This window comes from Usitatibacter rugosus (genome assembly GCF_013003965.1).
Classification (GTDB): Bacteria; Pseudomonadota; Gammaproteobacteria; order Burkholderiales; family Usitatibacteraceae; genus Usitatibacter; species Usitatibacter rugosus.
Map to the genome: position 1 here is coordinate 1,095,667 of NZ_CP053069.1, position 26,831 is coordinate 1,122,497.

Here is a 26,831-nt window from a genome sequence, read left to right on the forward strand (position 1 = left end):
GAAGCATAGGTCCGCCTCCCACCGACCGTCCTACCCGAACGTCCCGGATCCCTACCCGATGTTCCGACCCGCCGGAATGGCCTAGCGGCGCCGGGCCCTGGCCGCAGCCCCGCGGGTCTGCGCCTTGTGCGCGGCGAGGATCGCCGGCAGCAGGCCGGGGAAGCGGCGCTCGACCTCTTCCATCCGGCTGGTGTTGAGCATCTCCACGCCCCTTCGCTCGCTGCGGATGAGCCCCGCGTCGCGCAGCACCTTGAAGTGCTGGGAGAGGGTGGACTTGGGGACGTTGGCGCCGCATTCGCCCATGACGCCCGAGCAGGTCTGCGGGGCCTCGACGCAGGCCAGGCGCGCGAAGAGCTCCACCCGCACCGGGTCGGAAAGGGCGTGGAGGATCCCCTCGACGGTCACATCGGCGGCGGCGGGGTGGATCAGGGGTTTCATAGCGATCGTTTCAAAAAGGCCTTGACTTGGGTTCTATCATCCCATATTGTCCCGTTATCCGGTAGTTCAAGAAACCCGAACTACAGGAACATCCAACCAACTCAGGAGCAAGATCATGGGCAAACTCAAAGGGAAAGTCGCCATCGTCACCGGAGCCTCCAAGGGCATCGGGGCCGGCATCGCACGGAGCCTCGCCGCGGAAGGCGCGTCGGTGGTCGTGAACTACTCGTCCAGCCAGGCCGGCGCGGACAAGGTCGTGAAGGAGATCGAGGCGGCCGGCGGCAAGGCCATCGCGGTTAAAGGCGACGTCGCCACCGAAAGCGGTGTGAAGCAGATCTTCGCCGAGGCCAAGAAGGCCTACGGGCACCTGGACGTGCTGGTGAACAACGCCGGCGTCTACCAGTTCGACCCGCTCGAAAACGTGACGGAGAAGGAATTCCACCGCCAGTTCAACACCAACGTGCTGGGCACCGTGCTCGCGACCCGCGAGGCGCTGGGCCTCTTCAATGGCGAGGGCGGTAGCGTCATCAACATCAGCTCCGTCGTGAGCGAGATGTCGCTCCCGAACGCGGTCGTCTACTCGGCCACCAAGAGCGCCATGGATTCGGTGACCCGAACCCTTTCCAAGGAGCTGGCGCCGCGCAAGATCCGCGTGAACACGATCGCCCCGGGCGGCGTCGAGACGGAAGGCACCCACACGGCCGGCATCATCGGCAGCGACATGGAGAAGTACATGGTCTCCCAGACGCCGCTCGGCCGCATCGGGCAGCCGGAGGACATCGCGCGCGTCGCGGTCTTCCTGGCCTCGGACGATTCCCGGTGGCTGACGGGCGAGCGGATCGGCGCGTCGGGCGGGTTCCGCTGAAGTAGTTCAGCCGATCTCGTTGCCGGGTGCGGGCGCGTCGGGTTCCGGCGCGCCCTGCTGCGCGGCCAGGCACAGGAGCTTGTCCGCCGCCTTCGTGACCGTCCTGCAATCGACGGACGCGGCGGTGGTGTCAGGTCTCTTCGCCTTCGCCTCGGGCTTCGCATCCGCGGGCCCGCATTTCGCCACGCGGGAACCCTTCGCATCGATGTCGATGCGGCAGATGCGCTCGGCAGCGGGCTGCGTGGCCGCGGCGGCCGGAAGGGCGAGGGCGGTGGCGATCGTTGCGATCAGGCGTGTGGTGCTCATGGGGTTCCCCGCGGCGGTTGGGCTTCCATCATGCCATCGCCGAAGCCGTGCAAGAATCCCGCATGGTCCGTTTCGCCTCCATCGTCTTCGCGTTGGCCGCCGTCGGGTTCGAGGCGAATGCCCACGAATCCCGCGGTGTGGAGCTCGTCGGCACGCACAGCCTGCAGGGCCGATCGAGCTACCAGCCGATCATCCACAAGATCGGCGACCGCTGGATCGCGTTCGTGGGCCATCACGGCGGGCGGGCCGTCAATCCACTCACCAGGACGAATGAGGAAAACGGCACGTCCATCCTCGATGTGACCGATCCGAAGTCACCGAAGCTCATCGCGCACATTCCCGGCGAGGGCGGCGGCGCCCAGATGGCCCGCTACTGCAACGGCTACCTGCTGCGCACCCTCGGCCACTCCGCACACGAGGTGTGGGACGTCCGTGATCCCACGAAGCCGGTGAAGGCGAGCACCGTCGTCTCGGGTCTCTCGGACACGCACAAGAGCTGGTGGGAGTGCGACACGGGGATTGCGTACCTCGTTTCCGGCGCACCGGGATGGCGCACGAGCCGCATGACGCAGGTCTACGATCTTTCCGATCCCCGGAAGCCGAAGTTCATCCGCAACTTCGGTCTCGTGGGCCAGCAGCCCGGAGCAACCGGCCCTGTTCCTACGGGCCTGCATGGCCCCATCGCATCCGAACCGGGGTCCAACCGCATCTACTTCGGGTATGGGACGAACTCCAGCGGCATTCTCCAGATCGTCGATCGCGCGAAGCTCCTCGACGGGCCGCGCGAGCCGACGGAAGCGAACCTGCTCTCGCCGCAGGTGGGCCGCCTCGACCTGCCTGCGTCGTACGGCGCGCACACGACATTCCCCCTCACCGGCATGGCCGGCAAGGGCGACTTCGTGCTCATCGTGAACGAAGCGCTCACCACGCATTGCAACGAGGCGCACCAGAAGGTGTGGATCGCGGACGTGACCGCGGAGGCCAAGCCCGCGATCGTGGCGACCTGGGAGGTGCCGGAGAAAAGCGGCAACTTCTGCGCGAAGGGCCGCTTCGGCGCGCATTCGTCCAACGAGAGCTTCGCGCCGATCTATTACCGCAAGCTCGTCTTCATCGCCTACTTCAACGCCGGCGTTCGCGTGCTGGATATCCGCGATCCCGCACGTCCGGTCGAGGTGGCGTACTTCATCCCCGAGGGCAGCCCGCTCACCAACAACGTCGAGGTGGACGAGCGCGGCTACATCTATATCGTGGACCGCGGCTCGCTCGGCCTGCACATCCTCGACCTCACCGGCGCCGCGCGCCGGATTGCGCCGCGAACGTGAGGAGCTGGATCGTCGGCGCGCTGGCGCCCGTGTGGGCGCTGGTGATGGTCGTCGCCACAGCGCTGCTGGGCTCGTGGATGCTGGAGCAGGTCGTTGCCATCGATGCGAAGGGCAACCCGCTAGATCCCATCGGCCTGGTTGCCTACACGATCGTTCCGTTCGGCCTGTTGCTCCTGCTCCTGCTGGCGTGGGTGCGGTTCGTGGAGAAGCGTGGCGCGGATGCCATCGGATTCACCGGTCCCGGGAAACTTCGAACATTCGGCGTGGGCTACGCGATCGGCCTGGCCAGCATGCTCGGCCTCGTCGCGGCGATCTGGGCCTGCGGTGGATTCATCGTGGCCGGTCCCGCAACGGCAGTGTCGTCGCCGTTCTCGCTCCTCGTCATCGTGGCCCTGGCGTTCTCGCTGGCGTTGCAGTCGAGCGTCGAGGAGCTGCTGTTTCGCGGATGGCTGCTCACGGTGCTGTCGAAGCGATTCAACGCCGTGGCGGGCGTGATCGTGAGCTCGGCGCTCTTCACGCTGCTGCACTTCTCGCGCAGCCACAACCTGCTCGACTTCACGGCGCTGTTCCTCTTCGGCGTGTTCTGCTGCTGCTGGACGATCCGATCCGGAAATGTCCTCGGTCCGATGGGCTGGCACTCGGGATGGAACTGGCTGCTCGCCGTGGGCTTCGGGCTGCCCCTGAGCGGGATCGATGTACACATTCCCTCACTGCTGGTGTCTCTGGAAACGGTGGGCGAGCGGTGGCTGACGGGCGGAGCCCAAGGCCCGGAGAGCAGCGTCCTCTGCGTGGGATACTTCCTCGCGGGCGTCGCCTTGTTGCTCCGCCGCCAACCCAGGGGCTAGCTTGATTCGGAACGTGACCTTCCTGCGCAGCAGTGCCGCGGTTCTCGTGCTGCTGGCGCCTTGCGCAATCGCAGCCGATCCGCGGATTCCCGAGCCTCGCATTCTCCAGTTGAGCGAGCGCGTCTACGTGCTGCACGGTCCCCTCCAGCACGCCAATCCTTCGAACCAGGGCTACATGATCAACGCCACCGTGATCGTCGGCGACAAAGGCGTGATCCTGGTGGATTCGGGCGGCTCGCACGCCGTGGGGCTGCATCTCGCGACGTACGTTCGCCGCATCACGCCGAAGCCCGTCAACTACGTCGTGAACACGCATCACCACGGCGATCACTACCTGGGCAACACCGCCTTCGCGGGCGCCACGGTCATCAGTTCCGAGACGTGCCGCAAGCTCGTGGCGGAGACCGGTCACGAGTGGCTGGATCTCATGGAGCGAGACGTAGGACACAAGCTGCCGGGAACGAAGCCTCGCGCCGCCGACATCGCGTATCCAGCGAAAGCGCGGACCGAGATGCGTATCGATGGCGTGCGCATCGTCTTCTGGGTGCCGGGCGGTTCGCACACCGCGGGCGACCTCGTGGTCTCCCTGCCCGACGAGAAGATCGTCATTGCGGGGGACGTGCTCGTGAACGGCGTGGTGCCGACGTTCCAGGATGGATTCGTGAGGAGCTGGATCGGGACGCTCGACGAGATGCTCACCCTCGGCGCGACGCGATTCGTGCCGGGACACGGCGACGTGATGACCTCGGAGGAAGTCACCGGCCTTCGTGATGCCATCGCTCGCTTCTACGCCGGCGTGGCGGAGGGGTATCGCAACGGAAAGACGGAAGCCGAGATCCGTGCGACCCTCGACCTCTCCGCGTGGAGCAAGCTCGAGCGCTCCTATGTGATCGGCAGGAACCTCAACCGCGCCTACCTGGAAGCCGAGGCCGCGAGCTTCGACGCACCGAAATGACCGCACAACCCGAGGACCTGGCGCAGATCACCGGCAAGACCCTGGAGCACTACAACGCTCGCGCCGCCGATTTCTGGGAAGGCACGCGCGGCCACGACGTCACGCAGAACATCAACGCCCTGCTGCGGAACATCCGCGGGACTCCGCCCTTTCGCATCCTCGATCTCGGCTGCGGCCCCGGGCGGGATCTCGTGGCGTTCCGCGACCTCGGCCACCACGCCATCGGCCTCGAGGGCTCACCGCAGTTCGCGGCCATGGCGCGCGAGCACAGCGGCTGCGAGGTCTGGGAGCAGGACTTCCTCGCGCTCCACCTTCCCGGCGGCCATTTCAACGGCATCTTCGCCAACGCGTCGCTGTTCCACGTGCCCCGGCAGGAGCTGCCGCGCGTGTTGGGCGAGCTGCATGCGGCGCTGAAATCCGGGGGCGTGCTCTTCGCGTCCAATCCGCGCGGCAACAATGAAGAGGGATGGAATCGCGGGCGCTATGGCGCGTATCACGACCTCGAGGCGTGGCGCGCTTTCATGCGTGCCGCGGCGTTCGAGGAGCTGGAGCATTACTATCGGCCACCGGGACTGCCGCTCGAGCAGCAACCCTGGCTCGCAACCGTGTGGAGAAAGACGTGACCGCAGAGCAACCCAGCCGCAAGTCGCTGATCGACCCGATGCTTCTCAAGTATCCCGGCGTCAAGACCAAGAAGATCAACAACCTCGACGCCTACTTCGTGAACGACCGCATGTTCGCGTGCATGAACGGCAACGCGGTCGGCCTTCGGCTGCCCGTGGCCGTCGCGCGCGAGGCGCAGTTCTCGCGGGCCAACGTCGCTCCGTTCACGCCCGCGGGATTGCCCAGCTCCAAGGAGTGGGTGCAAGTCGAGCGCGAGGATGCCGCCGAGTTCGAGAAGGACGCGGAGCTCTTCCAGGCCGCGTATGACTTCGTGAAGGCGCAGGCGAGGTAAGGTCGTGGGCAAGGCCGCCCTCGGTTTCAAGCCTCGCACGGGACGTGCCGTCCTCGTCGTGCTGCTCGACGTGGACGGGAAGCCTGAAGTCCTCGAGCGTGCCGACCTCGGACTCCTTCCACCGGGTGAGTTCGCGACCTACCACGCGGCCGAGGGCCTCGAGCCGGAAGCGGCGCGCAAGTACGTCCAGGGCAGCATCGCGCGGGCGCAGCGCCTCGCAACCGCAGCCGTCCGCGACGCCGTGAAGCGCTGCAAGGCGGCGGGCCACGAGGTTGTCGGGTGCGGCGTTCTCATCGGAACCGGCATGCCGGAGTGGACGACGGACGAGATCCTCGCGGTGCACGTCCGCATGCACAAGGCGGAGGGAGAGCTCTTCCGGACCGTGCTGGTCGAAGGCGCACGCGAGTGCGGCTTCGAACCCGCGACGCTGCCCGACAAGACCGCGCTCGATGCCGCGGCGAAGAAGTTCGGCCTCACGCGCGCGAAGTTCGATGCGCAGCTGGCCGCGATCGGCAAGGCTGCAGGCCCACCGTGGGCGCAGTACCAGCGAGAGGCCGCTGCCGCGGCCCTCGTGGCGTTAAGAGCCCGTTAGCGAAGCACGGGCAGCGGTGCACCCGCCGCCGGCCGATACGGTTTCGGATACGCGGCGACCGAGACGTTGCCGTCCTTGTCGTAGGCCACGAGCCCGAACGTGTAGTTGTCCTTCGAGATGCCCGGCAGGGTGAAGCGAGTCACGTTGCCGATGTCCTTCGTGAACTGCCACGTCGCCGCCGTGGTCTCGCGCCACACGATGCGATAGCCCGCCACGTCCGGCTCGGGGTTCGGCTGCCAGCGAATCGTCGTGTCGTTCTCGAGGCGCAAGTTCTCCATTTCCACCTCGCGAGGAACGGAAGGCGCCAGCGCCAACGACGCCAGGGCGGCAGCGTTAACGCGCGCGACATTCGCGACGTATCCGAAGTCCACGAACTCCGGCAGGTCGCCGAACTGCACGCCGTCCTGCATGCGCACGTCCTGATGCTGGTGGCGCCAGTCTTCGACGGGCTCCGTGAACCGCACGGCCGGATAGCCTTCCTCGAGGAACGGGAAGTGGTCGCCGCCTCGCAGGAAACGGTCGCGGCGCCAGATCACCTCGACCTTGAAGTCCTTCACGTACTGCGTGGCCGCTTCCTGGATGCGCCGTGCGAGCTGGCGCGTCGGCAGGTCGTTTTCGCCGCTCGTGCGCAGCGCCGCCACCACATCATCCGGAAGCGTTTTAACGGCGGGCACGCCCTGCGCGAAGAGGCGCAGGCGCGAGCGATCCACCGTTCCGTCGGGCGCGCGCGAGTTGCCGACGATGTCGTTGGTGATCATCCCGGCAATATTCACGTTCTTCGCACGGGCTGCCTTCGCGTAGCCTGTTGCTCCAAGGAGGCCTTGTTCCTCGCCGGCCACGGTCATGAAGACCAGGGTGGCGTCGAACTTGTACTTCGACATGACGCACGCAAGCTCGATCGAGACGGCAGTCCCGGAAGCGTCGTCGTTGGCGCCCGGAGCGTCGCGGTCGGGATCGACGGGCGAGGAGGGCATTGAATCGTAATGGCCGCTCACGACGTATACCCTGTCGCGGCTCTCGGCCTGCGTGCCGGGAAGCGTGGCCACGACGTTCACGAATTTCGTGGGCTTCGGGACGCGCACGCCGGATTCGACAAGGTGCTCGTCGAAGGCGACCTGCAGCCGGTCGCTGCCGCAGCGCTTCATCTCCTCGAGGATCCACCGGCGCGCGGCACCGACACCGCGCGTGGGATTGTCGGGATCGGAAAGCGAATTGCGCGTGCCGAACGAGACGAGCTTGCGGATGTTCGCCTCGATGCGTTGCTGGGAGACCTGCCCGACCATCTCTTCGATCGGGCCGGCCTGGGCGGTGAGTGCCGCGGATGCCGCGGCGACTAAGAGGACTTTTTTCATGGATCGAAGTATATCGGCCGTAGGCTTTCTCGATGGCGTCTCGCTGGTACGAGTGGAGACGAGCGTCGATATCGACATGGCCACCGCCGATGTCTTTCATTACGCCACGGCGCCGTACCTCTGGCACACGTGGCATCCGGCCACGGCCGCCGTCTCCAACGTGCCCTCGCGGCCCATCGGCCTGGGCGAGACGGTGCGGGAAAGAATCCACGTCGGCTTGAAGCGCTTCGAAACAACTTGGACGGTGGTCGAGTGCCGCCCGCCCGACACGTGGGTCATCGTGACTGACTCGGGGCAAGGCGTGGCGCGCATCCGCTACATCGTCTCGCCACTGGCCGGGGGCAGCCGCTTCACGCGCATCCTGGAGTACCGCTCGCGGGTCTGGCCCTGGCGCTGGATCGACTCGTCGCTGATGCGGTGGATCCTCAGCCGCCAGTCGCGGCGCGCGCTGAATCAGCTGAAGCGGGTCCTAGAGAGCTAAGCCGATATGGAGGGTCACAACTCGATGACGCTTCCCTCGGACCCTCCGTACGTGACGGTGTACGTCTTGGGTTCCAGAAGTTTTGAATCCATCCACATTTCGTTTTGAGGGGTTTGATAGTTGAAATGAAGCTCGCCACCGGCAAACGAGATGAGCTTCGCGATGGCAATGGGATTCGGATGTCCGAATCGCTTTCCATTTGTCGAGATGATGTGTCGTTTGCAGTGCATTGACGCAAGCAGCTCCCGATCGATGTTTTGGGCGCTGCCATGGTGTGGAACCTTGAACGCCGCCAACTCGGTCGGTGTCCGCACACGGCGTAATGAATCGGTCAGAACCCCGGAAAATGCATCGGCGCCGAAAAGAACGGTCTTTTCGTCGTAGCTTGCAAGGAAGGCGATGCTGCTCCCATTGGCTACCGCAGTGTCTCTCCCGACCCTGGACTCGGCGAGCAACCGTACATCAGGGGTCCCTCGCAAAACTTCGTCCTCCCACGAGCCATCCGTTTCCGGGATCGATGCGGTTTGGCCCGCTTGGATGCCGGCCTCCCGAATTTCCTCCCACCAGACCTTGGCGAGGTCTGCCAAGTGCCTTGAATACGGGGACAGCAACGTCAGCTTCATGCCCTTGAATGCTTTCTCCGGCAAGTCGCCGACGTCAGGAACAACGACCGCGTTTTCGTCAAAGCTTGTGTTCCATCGCAATCGGCGATTGAAAATCAGCTTCGATAGCTGCTCCCCATGCCGGACGCTTCGGTCTACTTCGTCGGGATCAATGGCGGCCTTGGGTAGGTGCTGGAATCCGTTGAACCACACCTCACCGATCGACACTCCGAGGTCTTCGAGGTCGCGGAGCAGAGGTAGAGCCCCGCCGATGTGATCGGCGTCGACGTGGGTGATAACCAGCAATTCAAACCGACGTTCGTTAGGAGACAGACCTTCGATGAGAGGCCTGAGAACGTCCGAATACACGCCAGTTGGTCCGCAATCGATCAGCATGCGATTCGTCTCGCCAGCCTGCCCGTATTCGATCAGCAGCGAGTCACCGTACTCGGCGGGTAGTGCCCGAATCCGAAACATGGGTGTTCCTTCACAGTCGCGGTAACATATTTCCGCGTCGTCCCAGGAGACGCTTGAGCATGCATCCCCGGAAATTGGCGCCGCCAGGGAGAACGAAAAATGAAGCTACTCTTTGTTGCGAGCAATCCGCAAGATCAGAAAACATTGGCCCTGGAACGGGAAATTACCGAAATCCAGCGGCGGATTGGTTGGCAATCGACGGGAACCGTCGAATTCACTTTCCTGCCCGCTCTCGCAGTTGAGGATTTCACGACTACCCTCTTGAAGGTGCGACCGGATGTCGTCCACCTGTCCGCGCACGGAGACAACGAAGCTCTTCGCATGGCCAGTGCGAGCGGTAAGTCGATAGAGATCACCGGCGAAATCCTTGCTGCCATGCTGACAGTCCGAGTTCGCCCGAAGCTGGTTTACGTCAATGCGTGTAACTCCGCCGCGATAGCGAAGGAGATCGCCAAGGTTGTGCCAATGGCGATTGGATCGACGGCCTCAATCGAAAACGGTGCTGCCCGTGCCACTGCCATCGTGTTCTACGAGGGCCTTTTGTCGGGCTCCACCGTGACCGAAGCGTTTCACGCTTCTAGCGCCCTTCTGTCCGCTCTTTCGGGAGGAACAGCGCAATCTGCGCTATTTCCAAGTGGAAGCACCGATCTCCCCGCCACCGTGTCGCTCGTCCACCTTCCGAAGATCGTCGCGAAATTTCCTGAAAAAACCAACGGCGCGATCGACTACTCCGCTGACAAATTTGGGGAGTTCGACCTGGACATCGGGCTGGCGGGATGTCCAGCCGACACTGTACAAATAGTGTTCTTCACCGACGACGAGACCATGTCCGATGAAGATGAAGGTTGGCTTGATAACTACCTGGAATCGGACGAGGAGAGAGCTGCGAGTTACGCGAAGATTGTTCGCGGATATCCGGTCAGGGGGAGAATCTGGTGCGAGTCGGTTTGGACCGCGGCGGGCGACTTTCGCATCTTTGCGACGGGGTCGACGGGAACCGGTCGTACCTTTTCAGCGTACGCGATGGTCTGTGATGCGTTGGAGGCGGGCCTGAGAACCAGCGAGTACCAGAAGCTCAGGAGCGCCGACCGCGAGGGCATTGCGGCCGCGATCTCGAAACTCAGGGAAAACGATGGGAGCTGATCGATCGGTCGTTAGACGCCGCTGGGACGTATTTTTGGCCGCCGGACTGCGTCAGCCGGGGTGCATGCGCCGTAACGCAGAAATCGCGGTTATTGTTCGAGCGGCCGGGATGTCTCTGTTTTCGCCACAAGAGCAACTGCCGCTGGATGCGAAGGTGACACCCGTCGAAATCGTTGAACACAACCGAAACGGCCTTCTTGCGTGTTCGATCGTGATATTCGTTCCAGAGGGCGCAGGCGCGGGGGTCTATTTCGAGGTGGGCATGGCCGAGGCGCTTGGAAGGATTGTTGTGGCGTTCGGGCCACCGCCTGCTCCAACTGAAGGAGCGGTGCCTCTTGGACATTGGCTTCGCATTCCGCCTGCGATGCGTGCTGACTCGCTCGACGAACTGGGTCGGATATTGCGTCGTGTGAGGCAGGATAGTTTCGAGAGCGCCGATGGCTAGCCCCCGTCTCTTGATTGTCTGCGGAAGCGCTGGCGATGCTCTCGCTCGGGAAGTGCTGTCCGAGTTCGATGACGCCTTCGACGTCAGCCAAGGAATCTATCGCCTGAGCGGTACGTCGTCGATGGAAGATCTTGAACAACTTGCCGCAAATGCCGATTGTGCAATCCTGGCATCGACACGTGAGGAGATCCTCGGTGGCCGTACCAAGGCGGCCATCGCAGCTCACGACTCACTGCTCTTCGCGCTGGGCATCCTCGTGGCACGGCTGGGTGCTCGCCACTGCTTCGTATTGGCTGACAGCATAGACGCGAAAACATTCCTGCCTGCGGAGCGCTTTGGCGTACGCATCGAGTACGTCAGCGGGGCTGCGCATGAGCGCACAAACCGATTCGACAAGGCGTGCAGCGCGATTCGTCGCCGGTTGGTCTCCAGTTGCAAAGCAAAGCATGCCAACCATGCAACCCTGCGTTGCAAGACTATCAATGATCGACTTGAACTCTCGGCCAGGGCGGCGAGTCTTCCTTCGACTCCCGAAGACATAAGGGCATTCTTGTTCGGGGTCGAGTCGAACGACTTGATCTGCATGGGCGCGTGGTCACTGCATAAGCGCTGTGAGGATATCAATGTGCTCCAGTTCAATGCAAAGGAGCATGCTGACTTGGCTGTGATCAAGGCGTGGCGCATGCGACAAGTTCAGGCGGCCAAGATTCCTCGGCCGTCCCAAGCAGCACTGGCGAAGGACATAAAGGTCGAACCCGGACTGAAGTTCGTGCTGGCCGCGCCGGTTGTGGTGGGTCCGACGATCTGGGGTGTCGTGGATTTCGATACAACGACGGCAAGTGGGGCCAAGATTCTCGCAAGCCCATCGGCTCTCACAGTCGTACTCAAGCTGGCGGAGCAGATCGCTCAGATCGTGGAGGCACGTTCCTAGCTATCGATACCCCGCGGCCTGCAGCTCGAAGAGCTCCGCGTAACGCCCGCCCTGGGCGAGCAGCTCCGCATGCGTACCGGTCGCCTCGACCTTGCCGTCGCCCAGCACCACGATGCGGTCGGCCATGCGCACGCTCGAGAAGCGGTGCGAGATCAGCACCGCGGTCTTGCCCTCCGAGAGCTCCTTGAAGCGCTGGAAGACCTCGAACTCGGCGCGTGCATCGAGCGCGGCCGTGGGCTCGTCGAGGATCAGCACCTGCGCATCGCGCATGTAGGCCCGTGCGATGGCGATCTTCTGCCACTCGCCGCCGGACAAATCCACGCCGGTCTTGAAGCGCCGGCCAATCAGCTGCTCGTAGTGCTCGGGGAGCTTCGCGATCACTTCGTCCGCCAGGCTTCGTTCCGCGGCGAGCTCGATCCTCGCCTGGTCCTTGCGAGCTTCGATCAAGCCGACCGCGATGTTGTCGCCGGCACTCAGATGGAAGCGCACGAAGTCCTGGAAGATCACGCCGATATTCCGGCGCAGCTCGAAGAGGTCGTACTCCTTGAGGTCGTGGCCATCGAGGAGGATTCGCCCCTCGTCCGGGTCGTAGAGGCGCGCGAGCAGCTTCACCAGCGTTGTCTTGCCCGCGCCGTTCTCTCCGACGAGTGCGAGCACCTCGCCGGCACGCAGGTTGAACGAGAGGTTGCGCACGGCCCAACGCTCGGCGCCCGGATACTGGAATCCCACGTCCTCGAACGTGAAGCCCTCGCGAATCGGGTTCGGGAACGGCCGCGGCTTCTTGGGGGAGACGATTTCGGGCTTGATCTCGAAGAACGAGAAGAGATCGTCGAGGTACATCGCCTGTCCCGCCACGGTCGAGAAGCCGGAGAGGAATTGCTCGAGCAAGCCGCGCAGCCGGAGGAACGAGCCCGACAGGAACGTGAGGTTGCCGATGGTGAAGTCGCCGTGGAGCGTGCGCCACACGATGTACGCGTAGGCGAAGTAATACGCGACGGTGGAGATCGCGGTGAGCACGCTTCCCCACGCGGCGCGGCGCACGGCGATCTTCCGGTTGGCGCGGAAGAAGCTGACCGCCAATTCCCGATAGCGCTCGATCAGGAAGCCGTGCAGCCCGAAGATCTTCACTTCCTTCGCGGTGTCGGCGCCGGCGGCCACCTGGCGCACGTAGTCGAGCTCGCGGCGCTCCGGGGCGCGGTAGTAGTTGAGCCAGTACGACTGCGCGTTGAAGTAGAGCTCGCCGAGGAAGGACGGAATGAGCGCCACGGCGAGGAGCGCGATCAGCCACGGCGCATAGGCGGCCAGGCCCACGACGAGGCTCGCGATGGTCACCAGGTCCTGCGCCTGCCCGAAAAGCTGCGTCATGAGTCCCGTGCGGCCCGCCGCCTGCGTGCGGGCGCGCTCGAGGCGGTCCTGGAACTCGCTGTCCTCGAAATCCTCGAGGTCCAGGGTCGCGGCATGTTCCATCAGTCGCACGCTGGTCGTCGTGCTGAGGCGCTCCCCCAGCAGCGAATCCAGCAGCGAGATGACGCGGCCGAGGAGGTCCGAGCCGATGCCCAATGCGAACTCGAGGGCGAGCAGCAGGATCACGCGATCCAGGAGCCCGGAGTGATACCAGGCGATGGCGGTCGTGCCGGGCGAGGGGATTCTCGTGAGGCGCACTACCTCGTCGATGATCAATGCGGCGATGTAGAGCGCCGCCACCGGCAACAGCGAGCGAATCAGGCGCAGCACGATCTCCGCCGACGCGATGCCCGGGCTCGTCTCCCAGACGAGCTTCAGGAACGGCGGGAGGTTGCGCAGCGCACCGAGGCGCTGGCGGAACGACTGCGGAGGTGGCGCGGGCGGAGGCATCGAGTCTCTAGTGTGCGGGACGAAGCGTGCAACCCACGGTGGGAAGCGCGCGCCCGATCGCTTCGGCCCATTCCGCGGGGGAAAGGTTCTCGGCCAATGCGAGCGGCACGAGGCGCTTCCGCTCCGGATTCCAGCAAACGGTATGGAGGTTCGCCGCTTCCCCCCGCTTGCCGCCGAGGCGGGCGAAGGCTCGCATCGTCGCGGGCACGCCGTCGGCCATCTTCGGGGCGAGCAACACCACGTCGTCGTAGTTCTGGACGAGGAGGCGGTCCGTCAGGGCGGCGGGATGTATTGGAGGCGACATCAACGCCCCCTGCGCATTGGTCACGAAGAGGATGTCGTCGTAGGCGCGCGGCGCCAGCACCAGCGTGAAGTCGGCCGCCGGCGTTTCGCGGGCGGTGCGAGCGATGTCGGCTACCAGCGCGCGCATCTGCACCGAAGCTTCGTTCCAGCGCGCGGCGGTTTCCGCGAACGAGAGCGCGCTGACGCCTGCGAGAACCACCGTCATCGCCGCGAGGGGCAGGGCGGGGCGGGCGACTGCAAGGCCAGCGGCGGCCAGCGCGCCGTAGAACGCCGAGCTCTGGTAGAGGAAGCGGCCGCCGAGGCCGTCCGCCGGAAGCGAGCCTGCGTGCGGTGCCACCAACGCAACCGTGAGAAGCACGATCATCCCCAGCACCACGAGGACGAAGCGCCCGTGGCGTTCCGAGGACGGTGCGATCGCCGCATAGAGGATGAGCGCCACATGGGCGGCCATCGCGGATACGACCCACGTGACCGATCCACTGCCGCGAAACTGCGCGGCCCACCATGCGGGCAGTGTCTCCGCGAGGCCCGACCAGTACGCGATGGAGAGCGCGGCGGCGACCGGCGTCGAACCGCCGTAGACGCGCGTGGGTGACCCGAAGAAGAAGTAGCGCGCCAGGAGATACAACGCGGCGATCGCGAGCCACGGCGCCGCGCGGCGCACCGCATCCAGCCCGCGGTTGATGATGGCGGAGTCGTCATCCTCGGTTCGCACCAACGCGAGAAGCAGGATCGCGAACGGCAGGATCGCGGCCGACTCCTTGCAGAGGAAAGCGGCGATGCCGGCAAGAAGCGAAAACCACGAAGCCGCATCTCCGAAGTGCCGGCTGCGCAGGAACAGCACGCAGGCCAGCAGCGTGAAGAAGGTCGCCGTCACGTCGAAGCGCCCGGAGATCCACGCAACGACTTCCACGCTCGGCGCGAAGAAGAGGAAGAGCGCCGCGCCTGCCGCGGAGGCCGCCACGGCGCGCGCACCGCGCACCCCCGTGGCCATCACGCCCAGGAGACCGGCCAACACCCCGCTCGCCAGGTGCAACGCGACGTTCAGCGCGTGCCAGGCCTCGGGTGCGAGCCCGCTTGTCACGTAGTTCAGGGCGAGGGACGCGTACGAAAGCGGCCGGTAAAAATGGTTGGCCCCGGCATCGAGGCCGCCGTTCAATTTCGCCGCGAGCTCCGCACCGAGGCGTCCCTGGCCCTCCCACTGGTGGAACAGCACCAGGGGAACGAAGTCGTCAGCGAGGAAGTACCCGTGCACGAGCGGCACGAGGAGCCCCGCTGCGGCGAGCCCCACGAGAGCCCATGCGGCGGCGGCGGTCTTGCGGTCCATGTTGCGCTTTGTACCACGCATGGAACTCCCGGCCGCATTCAGGCTCCCTCGTGTGTCGATACGGCATGTCCCCATTCGACCAGGGGTGTGCCGGACTTTCCGGACATTCGAAAAGGAGCTCCCATGGCAACGAAGAAACGCAAGCAGGCCCCGGCGCGCAAGAAGGCGGCCGCCCGTCCCGCGAAGAAGGCCCCCGTTCGCGCCACCGTGCAGCCGATCGGACCGTGCCTGTGGTTCGACAGCGAGGCGGAGGAGGCGGCGAAGTTCTACGTCTCGATCTTCAGGAAGGGCAGGATCAAGCAGGTCTCGCACTATCCCAACCAGGGGCAGGACGTGCATCACAAGCCGGCCGGTTCCGTGATGGTCGTGGACTTCGAGCTGAACGGCACGCCCTTCCAGGCCCTCAACGGCGGGCCGATGCCCCAGTTCAAGTTCAACGAGGGCGTCTCGCTCGTCGTGACCTGCGCCGACCAGAAGGAGATCGACTACTACTGGGAGAAGCTGAACGAGGGCGGCGATCCGAGGGCCCAGGCCTGCGGGTGGCTCAAGGACAAGTTCGGCCTCTCGTGGCAGATCGTGCCCGCCGGCATGACCAGGATGTACAAGGACTACAAATCGCCCAAGACCGAGCGCGCATTCGCCGCGATGATGAAGATGAAGAAGCTCGACATCGCCACGATCGAGAAGGCCTACGCGGGTAAGTGACCCTGTGAGCCGTGCGAGGAACGTCGCTGCCTCGCACGGGTCACAATGGGAATTCACCAGGAGAGGTCACCCATGAATGCAAAAGTTTCCGGTCCGTTCACCCTTCCGCCGCTGCCCTGGGACGAGGGTGCGCTGGATCCGGTCATCTCGGCGCGCACCATGTCGTTCCATTACGGCAAACACCACAAGACTTATGTGGACAAGCTGAACGAGCTGTCCGCGGGCACCAAGTACGCGGAGATGCCGCTGGAGAAGGTGGTCGTCGAGGCCGCCAAGGACGAATCGGCCAAGAAGATCTTCAACAACGCGGCCCAGGTGTGGAACCACACCTTCTTCTGGAACGCGATGAAGCCGGGCGGCGGCGGCAAGCCCACCGGCGAGCTGGCCGCGGCGATCGACGCCTCGTTCGGCAGCTATGACGATTTCAAGAAGCGCTTCGCCCAGACCGCCGTGGACCAGTTCGGCTCCGGCTGGGCGTGGCTGGTGGTGAACAAAGGGAAGCTCGCATTGAGCTCCACCTCCAACGCCGCGACGCCGATCGCCGAAGGCATCACGCCGCTCCTCACCATCGATGTCTGGGAGCACGCGTACTACCTGGACTACCAGAACAAGCGTCCCGACTTCGCCAACGCGGTGATCGAGAAGCTCATCAACTGGGACCACGCAGCCGCCCAGCTCCGCGGCGCCGGTTCTCTCAAGGCCGCCTGACAAAGCAAAACCCGGGTCAGAGTAGAGTTTCCCGCACGGAAAACTCTACTCTGACCCGGGTTTTGCTTTTGGGTCGGCGGTTACTCGGCGACTTGCTGGATGCCCGAGATCTGCCAGGCGGGATTCTTGTCGCCCGTTTTCTTCCGCACGTGCCAGAGTTCGTCGACCGGCTCCGGGTTGCCCGCGTCATTCTCTCGGATCAGGCCGGTGAAGCGAACGCTCGCGATGTCGTAGCCGTTCTCGCGGGCGAAGTCGGCGAGGCGCGCGTCCATCGAGACCACTTCGGTGCGCTGCGGCGCGTCGTCGCGCTCCTTCAGCAGCATGGCGATCTCGGCGTAGAGCTCGGGCGTGGTGAAGTCGCGGATGTCGTCGAGGTCCTTCGCATCGCTCGCGGCCTGCAGGCGGATGAACGTGGTCTTGGCGCCGCGCAGGAAATTCGGGACATCGAAATCCGGGGTGATGGAGCTGGCCGACGCGGCCGCTGCGACCGGGGCTACATCCGAGGGCTGGGCGCCCGGGACGTTGGCGCCGATTCCCGAGAACGAGGGGCGCGGAGCCGTGCCGGCGGCCGCACCGCCTGCCGAAGCCATGGGACCGGGGGCGCCGCGGGAAGCGAACATCCGGAAAAGGAAGAAGGCCAGGCCCGCCACGAGCAGGACGGCCAGGAGCATGCCGACCATCGGGCCCATGTTGGCGCCGAACATCGAGGCGAGGAGGGCGCCGATGCCCAGGCCGGCGAGGAGGCCACCCCAGCGGCTCATGAAGCTGGGCTTGGCAGCCGCTGCTGCGGCACCTGCCCCGGCGGCGGCCGGAGCGGCCGCACCCGGCGTGGCGGCCGGAGCACTGGCCGGCGGGCTGGAAGGCACGTCCTTGGTGGGCACGGCGCGCTGCTTGCCGAGATTGCCCCCGCCACCGAAGCGCTTGGCGGCAAAGGAATCTTCCGCGGCGGCGAGGCCGAAGGCCAGGACGGCGGCGATGATCAGGCTGGGCATTCTCATGGTGTGCCTCCGGGGCGGTGATTCTTGTATGTGCCGACAGTATGGCGCAAGGTCAAGCCCCCGAGGCATCCAGAACCGTGATTTATCGGACGAACTTCCCGTCCTTCCCGATCATGGTCATTTCCATGTGCTCGGAGCCGCTGCGGCTGTGGTTGCCGAAGTCGATCACGAAGCCGCCCACGTCGAAGCGGTTCAGGCTTTCCATGCCCTTGATGACGCTTTCGCGGGTCGGGTTCGGCCCGGCCCGGCGCAACGCTTCCGTCATCACCTTCGCGGCGAGGAAGCCTTCCATCGCGGAGTAGGAGCTGGCGAGCTTGTACTCCTTCGCCAGCACGCGGAAGTCCTTGGAAGCGCGCGTCGCGTCGGAGAACGGGTAGGGATAGACCTGCGTCACGATGACGCCGCGCGCCGCCGGGCCGAGATCCTTCACGTAGCCCGCCGAGCTCGTGTTCGACATCGACACGAACTGCGAATACACGCCCTTCTCCCGCAACTGCTTCACCAGCGCGGCGCAGCTCTTCGCGATGCACAGGCCCACGATCGCGTCCGGCCTCACCTTGGCGAGGGCCTCCACCGCAGCCTCCACCTTGGGCTCCCCGCGCGGGATGGTGACCAGCGCGGCCGGTTCGAGCGACACGGTCTTCAGTCCCGCGAGCGCGCCCTTCATCGCGTCGTTGCCCATCGCGTCGTCCACGTAGGCGACCGCGATCCTGCGCAGCCCCTGCGAGCTCAGCTGCTCCACCGCGCGCTCGGCCTCCGAGCGGTGCGTGGGGCGGATGTTGAAGAGGTAATGGTCCGCCGGCCGGTGCATCTTCTCCGAGCCGCCGACCGGGGCCAGCACGAGGATCTTCTTCTCGCGCGTGAACGGGATCAGCGCCTCGGCGTTGGCCGTGCCGCGGCTCAGCATCAGCGCCAGCACCGGACGCGTGGTGGCGAGCTTGTTCGCGTTCTCGACCGTCTTCTTGGGGTCGAACCCGTCGTCCAGGGACTCGAGCACGATCTGCCGGCCGTTCACGCCGCCCTGCTTGTTGATCCAGTCGAAGTAGGCTCGCGCCGCCTCGGTCGTTTCCTTGACCGGCGAGGCCTGGGGGCCCGAGAAGTCGGCGGTTTGCCCGATCAGCAAGGGCTCCTTGCCGGCGGCGAACGCGCAGCCGAAGGCCGCGGCGAAAAGCACCGCCACGCCGCGTAGGCGCAGGTGGTCCATGGTGTTTCTCCCTGATGTGTGCCGACCGTCCCCTCTAGGCGGGGGGCGTCCCGGCGGTGGTGCTACACGAGTGCTTCGTCCGATTCCTTCAGGATGCGGCGTGCGAAATAGTGGAAGGTCGCGCCGACCGCCTTCTGCTTGAGGCGATAGTCGTGCGCTTCCTTGGCATGGTCCGGATTGATGGCCTTGATCGGGCCAACGGCGCGCGCCATCAACTGCATGCGCGCCGCGCGTTCGATGAATACCGCGAGCACGCACGCCTCTTCCATCGTGCCGCACGCGACCAGCTGGCCGTGGTGGGCGAGGAGGATGGCGCGCTTGGTGCCGAGGGCGTCGTGGATGATGCGTCCCTCTTCATCACCGATCGGCACGCCGGGCCACTCGGGGAGGTACGCGCAGTCGTCATGGAACATCGTGGTGTCCATGTGCGCGGCCATGAGCGGCTCGCCGGTGAGCGAGAGGGCGGAGACGTAGGGCGGGTGCGTGTGCACGATCGCGTTCACCTGCGGCCGGTGGCGGTAGATCCACAGGTGGAAGCGGTTCGAGGGATTCACGAAGCCATCGCCCTCGAGGAGATTCAGATCGTCGTCGCAGAGGACGACGTTGCTCGCCGCCGCTTCGTCGAAGCCCAGGCCGAAGGAAAGCATCCAGTACGTGCCCGGCTTCGGGCCGCGCATCGTGATCTGCCCGGCCAGCCCCGACTCGTGGTTCTCCTTGGCGAGGATGCGGCAGGTGAGCGCGGTCTTCTGCTGCGGCGTCCAGTCCGGGACCTTGAAGAAGCGGTCCATGTTGGCGCTGGTCTTCGCGTGGTACTCGTCCTTGTTGCGGATGATGGGATCGGCCATGGGTGCCTCCGGTCAGTCGGCCTTGATGTTGGCTTGCTGCACGACCTGCTTCCAGCGCGGCAGCTCCAGGTTCACGTACGCCGCGAGCTGCGCGGGCGAGCTGCCGACGATCTCGGCGCCCTGCAGCGCCATCTTCGAGACGATGTCCGGGTCCTTGAGGGCCAGGGTCACCGCTGCGTAGAGAGAGTCCAGCACGGCCTTCGGCGTTCCCGCCGGCGCGAACAGCATGTAGTCGTTGGTGGCGACGAGCTTCGGAAAGCCCTGCTCCACCGTGGTCGGCACCTCGGGCATGTTGCGGCTGCGCTCGCGGCTCGCCACGGCGAGGGCCTTGGCGCGGCCGGCCTTCACGAAGGGCTGCAGCGACAGCATCGTCTCGAAGGTGAGGTCGATCTCGCCCGCGACGAGGGCGGACACGGCGGGGGCACCGCCCTTGTAGGGGATGTGCGTGAGCTGGATGTCGTTCTCGCGCTTGAACATCTCCGTGGCGAGATGGAAGACGGTGCCGTTGCCCGCGGAGCCGTAGTTGAGCGCCGTGTTGGTCTTGGCGAGCGTCACCAGCTCGGGCAGCGTGTTGGCCGGCACCTTGGTCGCCACCGCGATGAGGATCGGCGTGGACGCCACCATCGAGATCGGGGCGAAGTCGCGCTCGGTGTTGAACGGCAGCTTGGCGAAGATGCTCGGGTTGATCACGTGGCTCGTCGGCACGAGGAGCAGCGTGTAGCCGTCGGCCGCAGCCTTGGCGGCAATGTCGGTGCCGATCGAGCCGCCCGCGCCAGCCTTGTTCTCGACGACGAACTGCTGCTTGTATTCCGTCGAGAGCTTCTGCGCGAGGATGCGCGCGACGACATCGGTGCCGCCGCCAGGAGCGAACGGAACCACGACACGCACGGGCTTGTTGGGATAGTCGTCCGCGGCGAGCGCGGCTGAAGCCAGGAAGAGGGACAGGAGCGAAGCGGCGATGCGTTGCACGTGCGGTTTTCCTCTCTGTGAAACTCGGCGAAACCTGCCAGAAAATGGTATACCAAATACCAGATGCCTCCAAACCCCGTCGCTGACGCACGACAACCGTCGAAAAAGCCGTCGACAGCGGCGCCCTTGCGTCCCGTCACCTCGCCGCTGCTGATCGAGGAAACAGCGCGCGTGCTCCGGGCTTCCATCGTCGAGGGAAAACTCCGGCCCGGTGAAAAGCTTTCCGAGCGCGACCTCGGCGCGCGCCTCGGCATCTCCCGCACGCCGCTTCGCCACGCGCTCGCGCTGCTGGCCACGGAACGGCTGGTCGAGCTCTCGCCGCGGCGCGGGGCCCGCGTGGCCTCGTTGGACAGCGACAAGGTCGACGATATCTTCCCGGTGGTGAAGTGCCTCGAGCGGTTGGCGGTCGACCTTGCGTGCAAGCGCCTCGATGCCGCGGGCCTGGAAGCGCTGCACGGCCATGTCGACCGGATGAAGGCCGCCCACAAGCGCCGCGACAAGCGGGCGTTCGTGCAAGCGAGCGCGCATTTCCACGACGCCATGCTGAATGCGGCCGGCAACGCGACGCTGCGCCAGATGCACGACCACCTGAGCGGCCAGGTCCGGCGCGCTCTTTTCGCGGCGCTCGCTTCCGACCCCCAATGGGGCGATGCGCTTCGCGAGCACGAGCAACTGCTCTCGGCCCTCCAGTCCCGCAATGCCACCGCGGCCGTGCGTGCGGTTTCCCATCGTGTCGATGCCCGTCGCAAGCAGGTCCTGCGACAGCTGTAATCTGGGGCATGCGAGATTTGTGCGGGGCCTCACAGCCCCGATTTCCCCGAGCGGCGACCATGTGTCCATCAGAGGCCACTAATGGACCCAACCAGGGAAATGACCATGAGAATCAAAGCTACTTCCGCACTCGTCTTCGCCGCGTCGCTCAGCTTCATGGCGCACGCCGCCCCCACCGAAGTCGCCGGCCCGGGCTACACCCCGGTCGACCAGGACCACGCCATGCTGGAGCTGCTGGATGGCAAGGCCTCGGCGGCTTCCGTCTCGGACACGCTCTACGACGCCGTGATGGGCGCCCGCGACGTGGCCTGGACCGAACGCCACAAGATGCTGCAAGTGCCCTCCACGCTGCAGCGCCATGCGCTCGGCAAGTCGGGCAAGGCCCTGGTCACGATCGGCGAGCCTTCGCCCGCCGTGAAGGCCGTGATCGCCCAGTCCCGCTAACCCCGCCGTTCTCCTCCCTCAGGGCCGGTCCTCGCAAGGGGATCGGCCCTTGTTGATTGCGCCGACGCCCAAGGGCCTCTACTGCGCGGCCGGCGACTTCTACGTCGATCCGTGGCAGCCGGTGGATCGGGCTGTCATCACTCACGCGCACAGCGACCATGCCCGTCCCGGCAGCGGCGCCTACCTGGCTTCCCGTGCGGGATTGCCCGTCCTACAGACGCGCCTGGGGCCTGATGCTTCGATCGAGGGCCTGGCCTACGGCGAGGTGCGCGATATCGGCGGCGTGAAGGTCTCGCTGCACCCCGCAGGCCACGTCCTTGGAAGCGCGCAGGTTCGGGTCGAGCACGGCGGCGAGGTGTGGGTGGTCTCGGGCGACTACAAGCTCGACCCCGATCCGACGTGCGCGCCGTTCGAACCGGTGCGATGCAACGTGTTCATCACCGAATCGACCTTCGGCCTGCCGATCTACCGCTGGCAGGCGCCCTCGGAGATCTTTGGAGGCATCGACCGATGGTGGGCCCGGAACGCGCGCGATGGGCGGGCGAGCGTGCTCTTCGGCTACGCGTTCGGGAAGGCGCAGCGCATCCTCGCGAGCGTGGACGCCTCGATCGGCCCGATCGTCGTGCACGGCGCGGTGGAGTCGCTCAACTACGGCTATCGCGAGTGCGGCGTGGCGCTGCCCGAGACCACGCTCGTGTCCGACTCGCATCCGCGGCGCGACTATGCGGGCGCGCTCATCGTGGCGCCGCCGTCCGCGCAATCCACGCCGTGGCTGCGCCGCTTCGGCGACTACTCCGATGCTTTCGCCTCGGGCTGGATGGCGATCCGCGGCGCCCGGCGCCAGCGTTCCGTGGACCAGGGCTTCGTGCTCTCGGACCACGCGGACTGGCCGAGCCTCTTGAGCGCCATCGGGTCCACCGGGGCCGAGCGCGTGTACGTGACGCATGGGCAGGTGGAGCCGCTGGTGCGCTTTCTCTCCGAGCGCGGTCTCGATGCACAGGCGATGAAGACGGAGTTCGAAGGCGAGGCGGGCGCGGAAGAAACAAAACCCGGGTCAGAGTGGAGTTCTCCAGAGGGAAAACTCCACTCTGACCCGGGTTTTGGGGGAGATCCGTCGTGAAATCCTTCGCCTCCCTCTACGCGGAGATCGATTCGACGACTCGCACCAACGAGAAGGTGTCGGCGATGGTCGAGTACTTCTCGAAGGCCGCGCCGCGCGACGCCGCGTGGGCCGCGTATTTCCTCACGGGCCACAAGCCGCGCCAGGCGGTGCCGACGAAGCGGCTCCACCTGTGGGCCGCGGAGGCCGCGTCGCTGCCGATGTGGCTCTTCGAGGAGAGCTACGACGCGGTAGGCGACCTTGCGGAAACCATCGCGCTCGTGCTCCCGCCGCCCGAAGGGGAGCGCGAGGACGTTCCCTTGCACGCGTGGATCGAGGAGCGCGTGCTGCCGCTGCGGGGACTCGGCGAGGCAGAACAGAAAGCGCGGCTGCTGGGCTACTGGGCGGCGCTGGAACCGGCGGAGCGCTTCGTCTTCAACAAGCTCATCACCGGCGCGTTCCGCGTCGGCGTCTCGTCGCTGCTGGTGGTCCGTGCGATCGCGGCGGTAACGAGCATCGACGCCAAGGCGATCGCCCATCGCCTCGCGGGTGAATGGCCGCCGACGGAAGAAGCGTGGACGGCGCTCGTCTCGCCCGAGGGCGGCGAGATGCATGCGTCGAAGCCGTACCCGTTCTTCCTCGCGCATCCGCTCGACGGTGAGCCCGATGCGCTCGGCGATCGCGCCGACTGGCTCGCCGAGTGGAAGTGGGATGGCATCCGCGCGCAGCTCGTGAAGCGCGGCGGGGAGTCGTTCCTCTGGTCGCGCGGCGACGAGCCCATCGCACATGCATTCCCCGAGATCGTCGCCGAGGCCGCGAAGCTCCCCGACTGCGTGCTGGACGGCGAGGTGCTCGCGTGGAAGGACGGCAGCGTGCGGTCCTTCGCCACGCTGCAGAAGCGCCTTGGCCGCAAGGACCCCGGTAAGAAGATGCTCGCGGAAAACCCCGTCGCGTTCCTCGTTTACGACCTGCTCGAGTTCGAGGGCGAGGATTGGCGGGAGCGGCCCCTGCACGAGCGCCGCCAGAAGATGAAGGACGTGATCGAGGCGATTCCCGGCGGGTCGCGCTTCGAGACCTCGTCGCTGGTGCGCGCGCCGTCATGGGAAACGCTGGCGCTGGCGCGGCAGGAATCGCGCGCCCGCGGCACCGAGGGCCTGATGCTGAAGCGCCGCGATTCTCCCTACGGCGTCGGGCGCACGCGCGGCGACTGGTGGAAGTGGAAGGTCGAGCCCTACACGCTGGACGCGGTGCTGATGTACGCCCAGCGCGGCCACGGCAAGCGCGCGAGCCTCTACACGGACTACACGTTCGGCCTGTGGAAGGACGGCGAGCTCGTGCCCTTCGCCAAGGCTTACTCGGGCCTCACGGACGACGAGATCCGCGAGGTCGACGGCTTCATCCGCAAGAACACGCTCGAGAAGTTCGGTCCCGTGCGTACCGTGAAGCCGTTCATGGTGTTCGAGCTCGGCTTCGAGGGCATCCAGCTCTCCAAGCGACACAAGTCCGGCATCGCGGTCCGCTTCCCCCGGATGCTCCGGATCCGGACGGACAAGAAGGTCGAGGACGCCGACACGGTCGAGACGGCGCGGGCACTGATCGGAGGGGCTGAATAAAGGGGTCAGACCACTTTATTCGTGGTCTGGATGCGAGAATAAAGTGGTCTGACCCCTTTATTCGATACCTCTTATAATTCCAGCCATATGGCTACCGCTTCTCCCCCGAAGGCCTCCGTCGACCGCAAATTGACGCTGAAGGAGGTCTGCGACTGGCTGGTCGAGGACGGCCTCGTCGCCCGCGAGGAAGCGGACAAGATCGTCCAGGAAGCCAAGTACACGCGCGGCGGCAAGCACCCCCTCGTGACGATCGTGGAGGCGAAGGCCCGCAACGTCGGCACCGGCCAGGCCGCGAACATCGAAGGCCTCACGCAGTGGCTGGCCGTACGCACCAAGGTGCCGTACTACCACATCGATCCGCTGAAGATCGACCTGAAGGCCGTCACCAAGGTCATGAGCTCGGACTACGCGGCCCGACGCGGCATCCTGCCGGTCGAGGTGAAGGGCACGGACGTCACCATCGCCACGAGCGAGCCCTTTTCTTCCAGCTGGGAAGCCGAGCTCTCGCAGATGCTGCGCCTGAACATCAAGCGCGTGCTCGCCAACCCGATCGACATCGAGCGCTACCAGGGCGAGTTCTTCAACCTCGCGCAGAGCATGAAGCGCGCGGAGGTCTCGGGGGTGCAGACCTCGGGCCTCTCCAACTTCGAGCAGCTGGTCGAGCTGGGCAAGGCCGGCCGCACGCTCGACGCGAACGACCACCACATCGTCCACCTCGTCGACTGGCTGTTCCAGTACGCCTTCGACCAGCGCGCCTCGGACATCCACGTCGAGCCGCGGCGCGAAGCCGGAGTGCTCCGCTTCCGCATCGACGGCGTGCTGCAGGAGGTCTACCAGGTGCCGTACTCGGTGCTGGTGGCCATGACCTCGCGCATCAAGATCCTCGGCAGGATGGATGTCGTCGAGAAGCGCCGCCCGCAGGACGGCCGCATCAAGACCCGCATGCCCGACGGCGAGGAGATCGAGCTTCGCCTGTCCACGCTGCCCACCGCCTTCGGCGAGAAGCTCGTGATGCGGATCTTCGATCCGGAAGTGCTGAAGCGGGACTTCAAGGACTTGGGCTTCACGAAGGAAGAGCACGAGACCTGGCAGCGCATGATCAAGGAGCCGGGCGGCATCCTCCTCGTTACCGGCCCCACGGGCTCGGGCAAGACGACCACGCTCTACACGACGCTGAAGCAGCTCGCGACGTCGGAAGTGAACGTCTGCACCATCGAGGATCCGATCGAGATGGTCGATCCGCGCGTGAACCAGATGCAGGTGCACGCGGAAATCGACCTCACGTTCGCTGCCGGCGTGCGTGCGCTGATGCGCCAGGATCCGGACATCATCATGGTGGGCGAGATCCGCGACCTCGAGACCGTCGACATGGCGATCCAGGCGGCGCTCACGGGCCACCTCGTGCTCTCGACGCTCCACACCAACGACGCGCCCAACTCCATCTCGCGCCTGCTCGACCTCGGGGCGCCGGCGTACCTGATCAGCTCCACGCTGATCGGCATCATGGCGCAGCGCCTCCTGCGCACGCTGTGCGTGCACTGCAAGGAGAAGGTGCCGTTCCAGCGCGAGGAGGAGCACGCGCTGTGGCATTCCGTGTGCCACCCGTTCAAGGCGCCGCCGCCCACGGAGGTCTACCGGCCGGTGGGCTGCCTCGAATGCCGCAACACGGGCTACATGGGCCGCATCGGCATCTACGAAATCCTCCCGATGACGCGCGAGATCAAGAAGCTCATCAGCCAGGAAACGGACATGGTCGCGTTGACGCAGGCCGCCTACAAGGCCGGCATGCGCCCGCTTCGCGTTTCCGGCGCCACCAAGGTCGCCCAGGGCCTGACCACCTTCGAAGAGGTCCTGAAGGCAGCGCCGCTCGCATGAAGATCCTCGGCATCATGTCGTTCTGCCTCGTGATCGCGGTGATGCTCGCCTACTACGGCGGCGATCGCCGTGAGAAGCGGGCGCAGCAGAAGGCCGAGCAGCGCGTGCGCGAAACCGAGCGGATGCAGAACTACGGCCGGCGCAGCGCCCAGGAGCGCACCGAGGCCGCGGAGCGCGCCATGACGGAAGGTCCCGGCGGCCCCGCGCCGGCGGCCACCGAGCCCGTCAAGAAGGCTTTCTCGAAGGAGGCGTTCGACCGCGAGCAGGAGCGCCGCGACGAACAGACGCGCCGGCGCGTCGAGCGCGAGCGCTACGAGTACGAACGCGAGCGGCAATACCGCGAATACGAGGCCGCGCGCGAGGAAGAGCAGGCGCGGCGCAACGCCCTCATCAAAGAGTAGGGAGCC

General features: G+C 65.7%; 29 protein-coding genes. 19 read left to right on the forward strand and 10 right to left on the reverse strand.

Going from position 1 to position 26,831, the window contains the following annotated elements; all coding sequences use genetic code 11:
- Positions 1-81: 81 nt before the first annotated feature.
- The gene (locus tag DSM104443_RS05580) at positions 82-438 is read right to left on the reverse strand and encodes an ArsR/SmtB family transcription factor (protein WP_171090252.1); all 357 of its coding nucleotides are present in this window, start codon (positions 436-438) and stop codon (positions 82-84) included.
- A 115-nt stretch (positions 439-553) separates the two neighbouring features.
- Here DSM104443_RS05580 and DSM104443_RS05585 point away from each other — a divergent pair, with 115 nt between their 5' ends.
- Positions 554-1,303, forward strand: coding sequence for an SDR family NAD(P)-dependent oxidoreductase (locus DSM104443_RS05585; RefSeq protein WP_171090254.1), 750 nt, complete (start codon positions 554-556; stop codon positions 1,301-1,303).
- A gap of 6 nt (positions 1,304-1,309) precedes the next feature.
- Here the strand turns inward: DSM104443_RS05585 and DSM104443_RS05590 are convergent, their stop codons facing one another.
- Positions 1,310-1,609 carry a hypothetical protein gene (locus DSM104443_RS05590; RefSeq protein WP_171090256.1) on the reverse strand — a complete coding sequence of 100 codons (300 nt, stop codon included), beginning with the start codon at positions 1,607-1,609 and terminating at the stop codon, positions 1,310-1,312.
- Positions 1,610-1,671: 62 nt separating this feature from the next.
- On the opposite strand from DSM104443_RS05590, the gene DSM104443_RS05595 reads away from it, so the two are divergent.
- Genes DSM104443_RS05595 through DSM104443_RS05620 form a run of 6 tightly spaced genes read left to right on the forward strand, consistent with a single transcriptional unit; the run spans position 1,672 to position 6,278 of the window.
- Positions 1,672-2,931, forward strand: coding sequence for an LVIVD repeat-containing protein (locus DSM104443_RS05595; protein WP_212756970.1), 1,260 nt, complete (start codon positions 1,672-1,674; stop codon positions 2,929-2,931).
- Positions 2,928-3,776: a CPBP family intramembrane glutamic endopeptidase gene (locus DSM104443_RS05600; RefSeq protein WP_171090258.1), complete on the forward strand. Its 849-nt coding sequence runs from the start codon at positions 2,928-2,930 to the stop codon at positions 3,774-3,776. The genes DSM104443_RS05595 and DSM104443_RS05600 overlap by 4 nt, the downstream gene beginning before the upstream one ends.
- Positions 3,777-3,789: 13 nt before the next feature.
- Complete coding sequence (locus DSM104443_RS05605) at positions 3,790-4,731, forward strand: MBL fold metallo-hydrolase (protein WP_212756973.1); 942 nt, start codon at positions 3,790-3,792, stop codon at positions 4,729-4,731.
- On the forward strand, positions 4,728-5,354 hold the full coding sequence (locus DSM104443_RS05610) for a class I SAM-dependent DNA methyltransferase (protein ID WP_171090263.1): 627 nt from the start codon (positions 4,728-4,730) through the stop codon (positions 5,352-5,354). The genes DSM104443_RS05605 and DSM104443_RS05610 overlap by 4 nt, the downstream gene beginning before the upstream one ends.
- Positions 5,351-5,686, forward strand: coding sequence for a hypothetical protein (locus DSM104443_RS05615; RefSeq protein WP_246232531.1), 336 nt, complete (start codon positions 5,351-5,353; stop codon positions 5,684-5,686). Before DSM104443_RS05610 ends, DSM104443_RS05615 begins: the two co-directional genes overlap by 4 nt.
- Positions 5,687-5,690: 4 nt before the next feature.
- Positions 5,691-6,278, forward strand: coding sequence for a hypothetical protein (locus DSM104443_RS05620; RefSeq protein WP_171090265.1), 588 nt, complete (start codon positions 5,691-5,693; stop codon positions 6,276-6,278).
- Here DSM104443_RS05620 and DSM104443_RS05625 read toward each other — a convergent pair.
- The gene (locus tag DSM104443_RS05625) at positions 6,275-7,630 is read right to left on the reverse strand and encodes a M28 family metallopeptidase (protein WP_171090266.1); all 1,356 of its coding nucleotides are present in this window, start codon (positions 7,628-7,630) and stop codon (positions 6,275-6,277) included. The two genes, DSM104443_RS05620 and DSM104443_RS05625, sit on opposite strands and share 4 nt — an antisense overlap.
- On the opposite strand from DSM104443_RS05625, the gene DSM104443_RS05630 reads away from it, so the two are divergent.
- On the forward strand, positions 7,629-8,111 hold the full coding sequence (locus DSM104443_RS05630; RefSeq protein ID WP_171090269.1) for an SRPBCC family protein: 483 nt from the start codon (positions 7,629-7,631) through the stop codon (positions 8,109-8,111). The genes DSM104443_RS05625 and DSM104443_RS05630 overlap by 2 nt on opposite strands.
- Before the next feature lie 14 nt (positions 8,112-8,125).
- On the opposite strand, the gene DSM104443_RS05635 is transcribed toward DSM104443_RS05630, so the two are convergent.
- On the reverse strand, positions 8,126-9,190 hold the full coding sequence (locus DSM104443_RS05635) for a ComEC/Rec2 family competence protein (protein WP_171090271.1): 1,065 nt from the start codon (positions 9,188-9,190) through the stop codon (positions 8,126-8,128).
- Between the two features lie 99 nt (positions 9,191-9,289).
- On the opposite strand from DSM104443_RS05635, the gene DSM104443_RS05640 reads away from it, so the two are divergent.
- From DSM104443_RS05640 to DSM104443_RS05650, 3 genes are all read left to right on the forward strand, one after another.
- Positions 9,290-10,333 carry a CHAT domain-containing protein gene (locus tag DSM104443_RS05640; protein WP_171090274.1) on the forward strand — a complete coding sequence of 348 codons (1,044 nt, stop codon included), beginning with the start codon at positions 9,290-9,292 and terminating at the stop codon, positions 10,331-10,333.
- 64 nt (positions 10,334-10,397) lie between these two features.
- Positions 10,398-10,778, forward strand: a complete 381-nt coding sequence (locus DSM104443_RS05645; RefSeq protein ID WP_171090276.1) for a nucleoside 2-deoxyribosyltransferase — start codon at positions 10,398-10,400, stop codon at positions 10,776-10,778.
- Positions 10,779-10,830: 52 nt separating this feature from the next.
- The gene (locus DSM104443_RS05650; protein WP_171090278.1) at positions 10,831-11,709 is read left to right on the forward strand and encodes a hypothetical protein; all 879 of its coding nucleotides are present in this window, start codon (positions 10,831-10,833) and stop codon (positions 11,707-11,709) included.
- On the opposite strand, the gene DSM104443_RS05655 is transcribed toward DSM104443_RS05650, so the two are convergent.
- A complete protein-coding gene (locus DSM104443_RS05655; protein WP_171090280.1) occupies positions 11,710-13,563 on the reverse strand; it encodes an ABC transporter ATP-binding protein in 1,854 nt (617 codons plus the stop codon).
- Positions 13,564-13,570: 7 nt separating this feature from the next.
- Positions 13,571-15,193: a hypothetical protein gene (locus DSM104443_RS05660; RefSeq protein ID WP_171090283.1), complete on the reverse strand. Its 1,623-nt coding sequence runs from the start codon at positions 15,191-15,193 to the stop codon at positions 13,571-13,573.
- 123 nt (positions 15,194-15,316) lie between these two features.
- Between DSM104443_RS05660 and DSM104443_RS05665 the strand changes: the two genes are divergently transcribed.
- Positions 15,317-15,898, forward strand: a complete 582-nt coding sequence (locus tag DSM104443_RS05665; protein WP_171090284.1) for a VOC family protein — start codon at positions 15,317-15,319, stop codon at positions 15,896-15,898.
- A gap of 72 nt (positions 15,899-15,970) precedes the next feature.
- Positions 15,971-16,606 carry a superoxide dismutase gene (locus DSM104443_RS05670; RefSeq protein WP_171090286.1) on the forward strand — a complete coding sequence of 212 codons (636 nt, stop codon included), beginning with the start codon at positions 15,971-15,973 and terminating at the stop codon, positions 16,604-16,606.
- An 80-nt stretch (positions 16,607-16,686) separates the two neighbouring features.
- On the opposite strand, the gene DSM104443_RS05675 is transcribed toward DSM104443_RS05670, so the two are convergent.
- From DSM104443_RS05675 to DSM104443_RS05690, 4 genes are all read right to left on the reverse strand, one after another.
- On the reverse strand, positions 16,687-17,604 hold the full coding sequence (locus DSM104443_RS05675) for a Tim44 domain-containing protein (RefSeq protein ID WP_171090288.1): 918 nt from the start codon (positions 17,602-17,604) through the stop codon (positions 16,687-16,689).
- An 82-nt stretch (positions 17,605-17,686) separates the two neighbouring features.
- The gene (locus DSM104443_RS05680; RefSeq protein WP_171090290.1) at positions 17,687-18,808 is read right to left on the reverse strand and encodes an ABC transporter substrate-binding protein; all 1,122 of its coding nucleotides are present in this window, start codon (positions 18,806-18,808) and stop codon (positions 17,687-17,689) included.
- Between the two features lie 62 nt (positions 18,809-18,870).
- On the reverse strand, positions 18,871-19,653 hold the full coding sequence (locus DSM104443_RS05685) for an aldolase (protein WP_171090292.1): 783 nt from the start codon (positions 19,651-19,653) through the stop codon (positions 18,871-18,873).
- Between the two features lie 12 nt (positions 19,654-19,665).
- Positions 19,666-20,622 (reverse strand): tripartite tricarboxylate transporter substrate binding protein, encoded by a 957-nt coding sequence (locus DSM104443_RS05690; RefSeq protein ID WP_171090294.1) that lies wholly within the window; start codon positions 20,620-20,622, stop codon positions 19,666-19,668.
- Between the two features lie 126 nt (positions 20,623-20,748).
- On the opposite strand from DSM104443_RS05690, the gene DSM104443_RS05695 reads away from it, so the two are divergent.
- The 6 genes from DSM104443_RS05695 (at position 20,749) to DSM104443_RS05720 (ending at position 26,825) form a co-directional block, all read left to right on the forward strand.
- Positions 20,749-21,393: a GntR family transcriptional regulator gene (locus DSM104443_RS05695; protein WP_171090296.1), complete on the forward strand. Its 645-nt coding sequence runs from the start codon at positions 20,749-20,751 to the stop codon at positions 21,391-21,393.
- 105 nt (positions 21,394-21,498) lie between these two features.
- Positions 21,499-21,837, forward strand: coding sequence for a hypothetical protein (locus tag DSM104443_RS05700; protein WP_171090298.1), 339 nt, complete (start codon positions 21,499-21,501; stop codon positions 21,835-21,837).
- A gap of 49 nt (positions 21,838-21,886) precedes the next feature.
- Entirely contained in the window at positions 21,887-22,957 is a 1,071-nt protein-coding gene (locus DSM104443_RS05705; RefSeq protein WP_171090300.1) for a ligase-associated DNA damage response exonuclease, read from the forward strand.
- Positions 22,954-24,549, forward strand: coding sequence for an ATP-dependent DNA ligase (locus DSM104443_RS05710; RefSeq protein ID WP_171090302.1), 1,596 nt, complete (start codon positions 22,954-22,956; stop codon positions 24,547-24,549). The genes DSM104443_RS05705 and DSM104443_RS05710 overlap by 4 nt, the downstream gene beginning before the upstream one ends.
- Positions 24,550-24,636: 87 nt before the next feature.
- A complete protein-coding gene (tfpB, locus tag DSM104443_RS05715; protein ID WP_171090304.1) occupies positions 24,637-26,424 on the forward strand; it encodes a type IV pilus assembly ATPase TfpB in 1,788 nt (595 codons plus the stop codon).
- On the forward strand, positions 26,421-26,825 hold the full coding sequence (locus DSM104443_RS05720; RefSeq protein WP_171090306.1) for a hypothetical protein: 405 nt from the start codon (positions 26,421-26,423) through the stop codon (positions 26,823-26,825). The genes tfpB and DSM104443_RS05720 overlap by 4 nt, the downstream gene beginning before the upstream one ends.
- Positions 26,826-26,831: the final 6 nt, after the last annotated feature.

Coding starts and splice junctions, on each gene's coding strand:
- DSM104443_RS05580 (WP_171090252.1), bottom strand. CDS start 438: ATGAAACCCCTGATCCACCCCGCCGCCGCCGATGTGACCGTCGAGGGG.
- DSM104443_RS05585 (WP_171090254.1), top strand. CDS start 554: ATGGGCAAACTCAAAGGGAAAGTCGCCATCGTCACCGGAGCCTCCAAG.
- DSM104443_RS05590 (WP_171090256.1), bottom strand. CDS start 1,609: ATGAGCACCACACGCCTGATCGCAACGATCGCCACCGCCCTCGCCCTT.
- DSM104443_RS05595 (WP_212756970.1), top strand. CDS start 1,672: ATGGTCCGTTTCGCCTCCATCGTCTTCGCGTTGGCCGCCGTCGGGTTC.
- DSM104443_RS05610 (WP_171090263.1), top strand. CDS start 4,728: ATGACCGCACAACCCGAGGACCTGGCGCAGATCACCGGCAAGACCCTG.
- DSM104443_RS05630 (WP_171090269.1), top strand. CDS start 7,629: ATGGATCGAAGTATATCGGCCGTAGGCTTTCTCGATGGCGTCTCGCTG.
- DSM104443_RS05625 (WP_171090266.1), bottom strand. CDS start 7,630: ATGAAAAAAGTCCTCTTAGTCGCCGCGGCATCCGCGGCACTCACCGCC.
- DSM104443_RS05635 (WP_171090271.1), bottom strand. CDS start 9,190: ATGTTTCGGATTCGGGCACTACCCGCCGAGTACGGTGACTCGCTGCTG.
- DSM104443_RS05640 (WP_171090274.1), top strand. CDS start 9,290: ATGAAGCTACTCTTTGTTGCGAGCAATCCGCAAGATCAGAAAACATTG.
- DSM104443_RS05645 (WP_171090276.1), top strand. CDS start 10,398: ATGCGCCGTAACGCAGAAATCGCGGTTATTGTTCGAGCGGCCGGGATG.
- DSM104443_RS05655 (WP_171090280.1), bottom strand. CDS start 13,563: ATGCCTCCGCCCGCGCCACCTCCGCAGTCGTTCCGCCAGCGCCTCGGT.
- DSM104443_RS05660 (WP_171090283.1), bottom strand. CDS start 15,193: ATGGACCGCAAGACCGCCGCCGCCGCATGGGCTCTCGTGGGGCTCGCC.
- DSM104443_RS05665 (WP_171090284.1), top strand. CDS start 15,317: ATGGCAACGAAGAAACGCAAGCAGGCCCCGGCGCGCAAGAAGGCGGCC.
- DSM104443_RS05670 (WP_171090286.1), top strand. CDS start 15,971: ATGAATGCAAAAGTTTCCGGTCCGTTCACCCTTCCGCCGCTGCCCTGG.
- DSM104443_RS05675 (WP_171090288.1), bottom strand. CDS start 17,604: ATGAGAATGCCCAGCCTGATCATCGCCGCCGTCCTGGCCTTCGGCCTC.
- DSM104443_RS05680 (WP_171090290.1), bottom strand. CDS start 18,808: ATGGACCACCTGCGCCTACGCGGCGTGGCGGTGCTTTTCGCCGCGGCC.
- DSM104443_RS05685 (WP_171090292.1), bottom strand. CDS start 19,653: ATGGCCGATCCCATCATCCGCAACAAGGACGAGTACCACGCGAAGACC.
- DSM104443_RS05700 (WP_171090298.1), top strand. CDS start 21,499: ATGAGAATCAAAGCTACTTCCGCACTCGTCTTCGCCGCGTCGCTCAGC.
- tfpB (WP_171090304.1), top strand. CDS start 24,637: ATGGCTACCGCTTCTCCCCCGAAGGCCTCCGTCGACCGCAAATTGACG.
- DSM104443_RS05720 (WP_171090306.1), top strand. CDS start 26,421: ATGAAGATCCTCGGCATCATGTCGTTCTGCCTCGTGATCGCGGTGATG.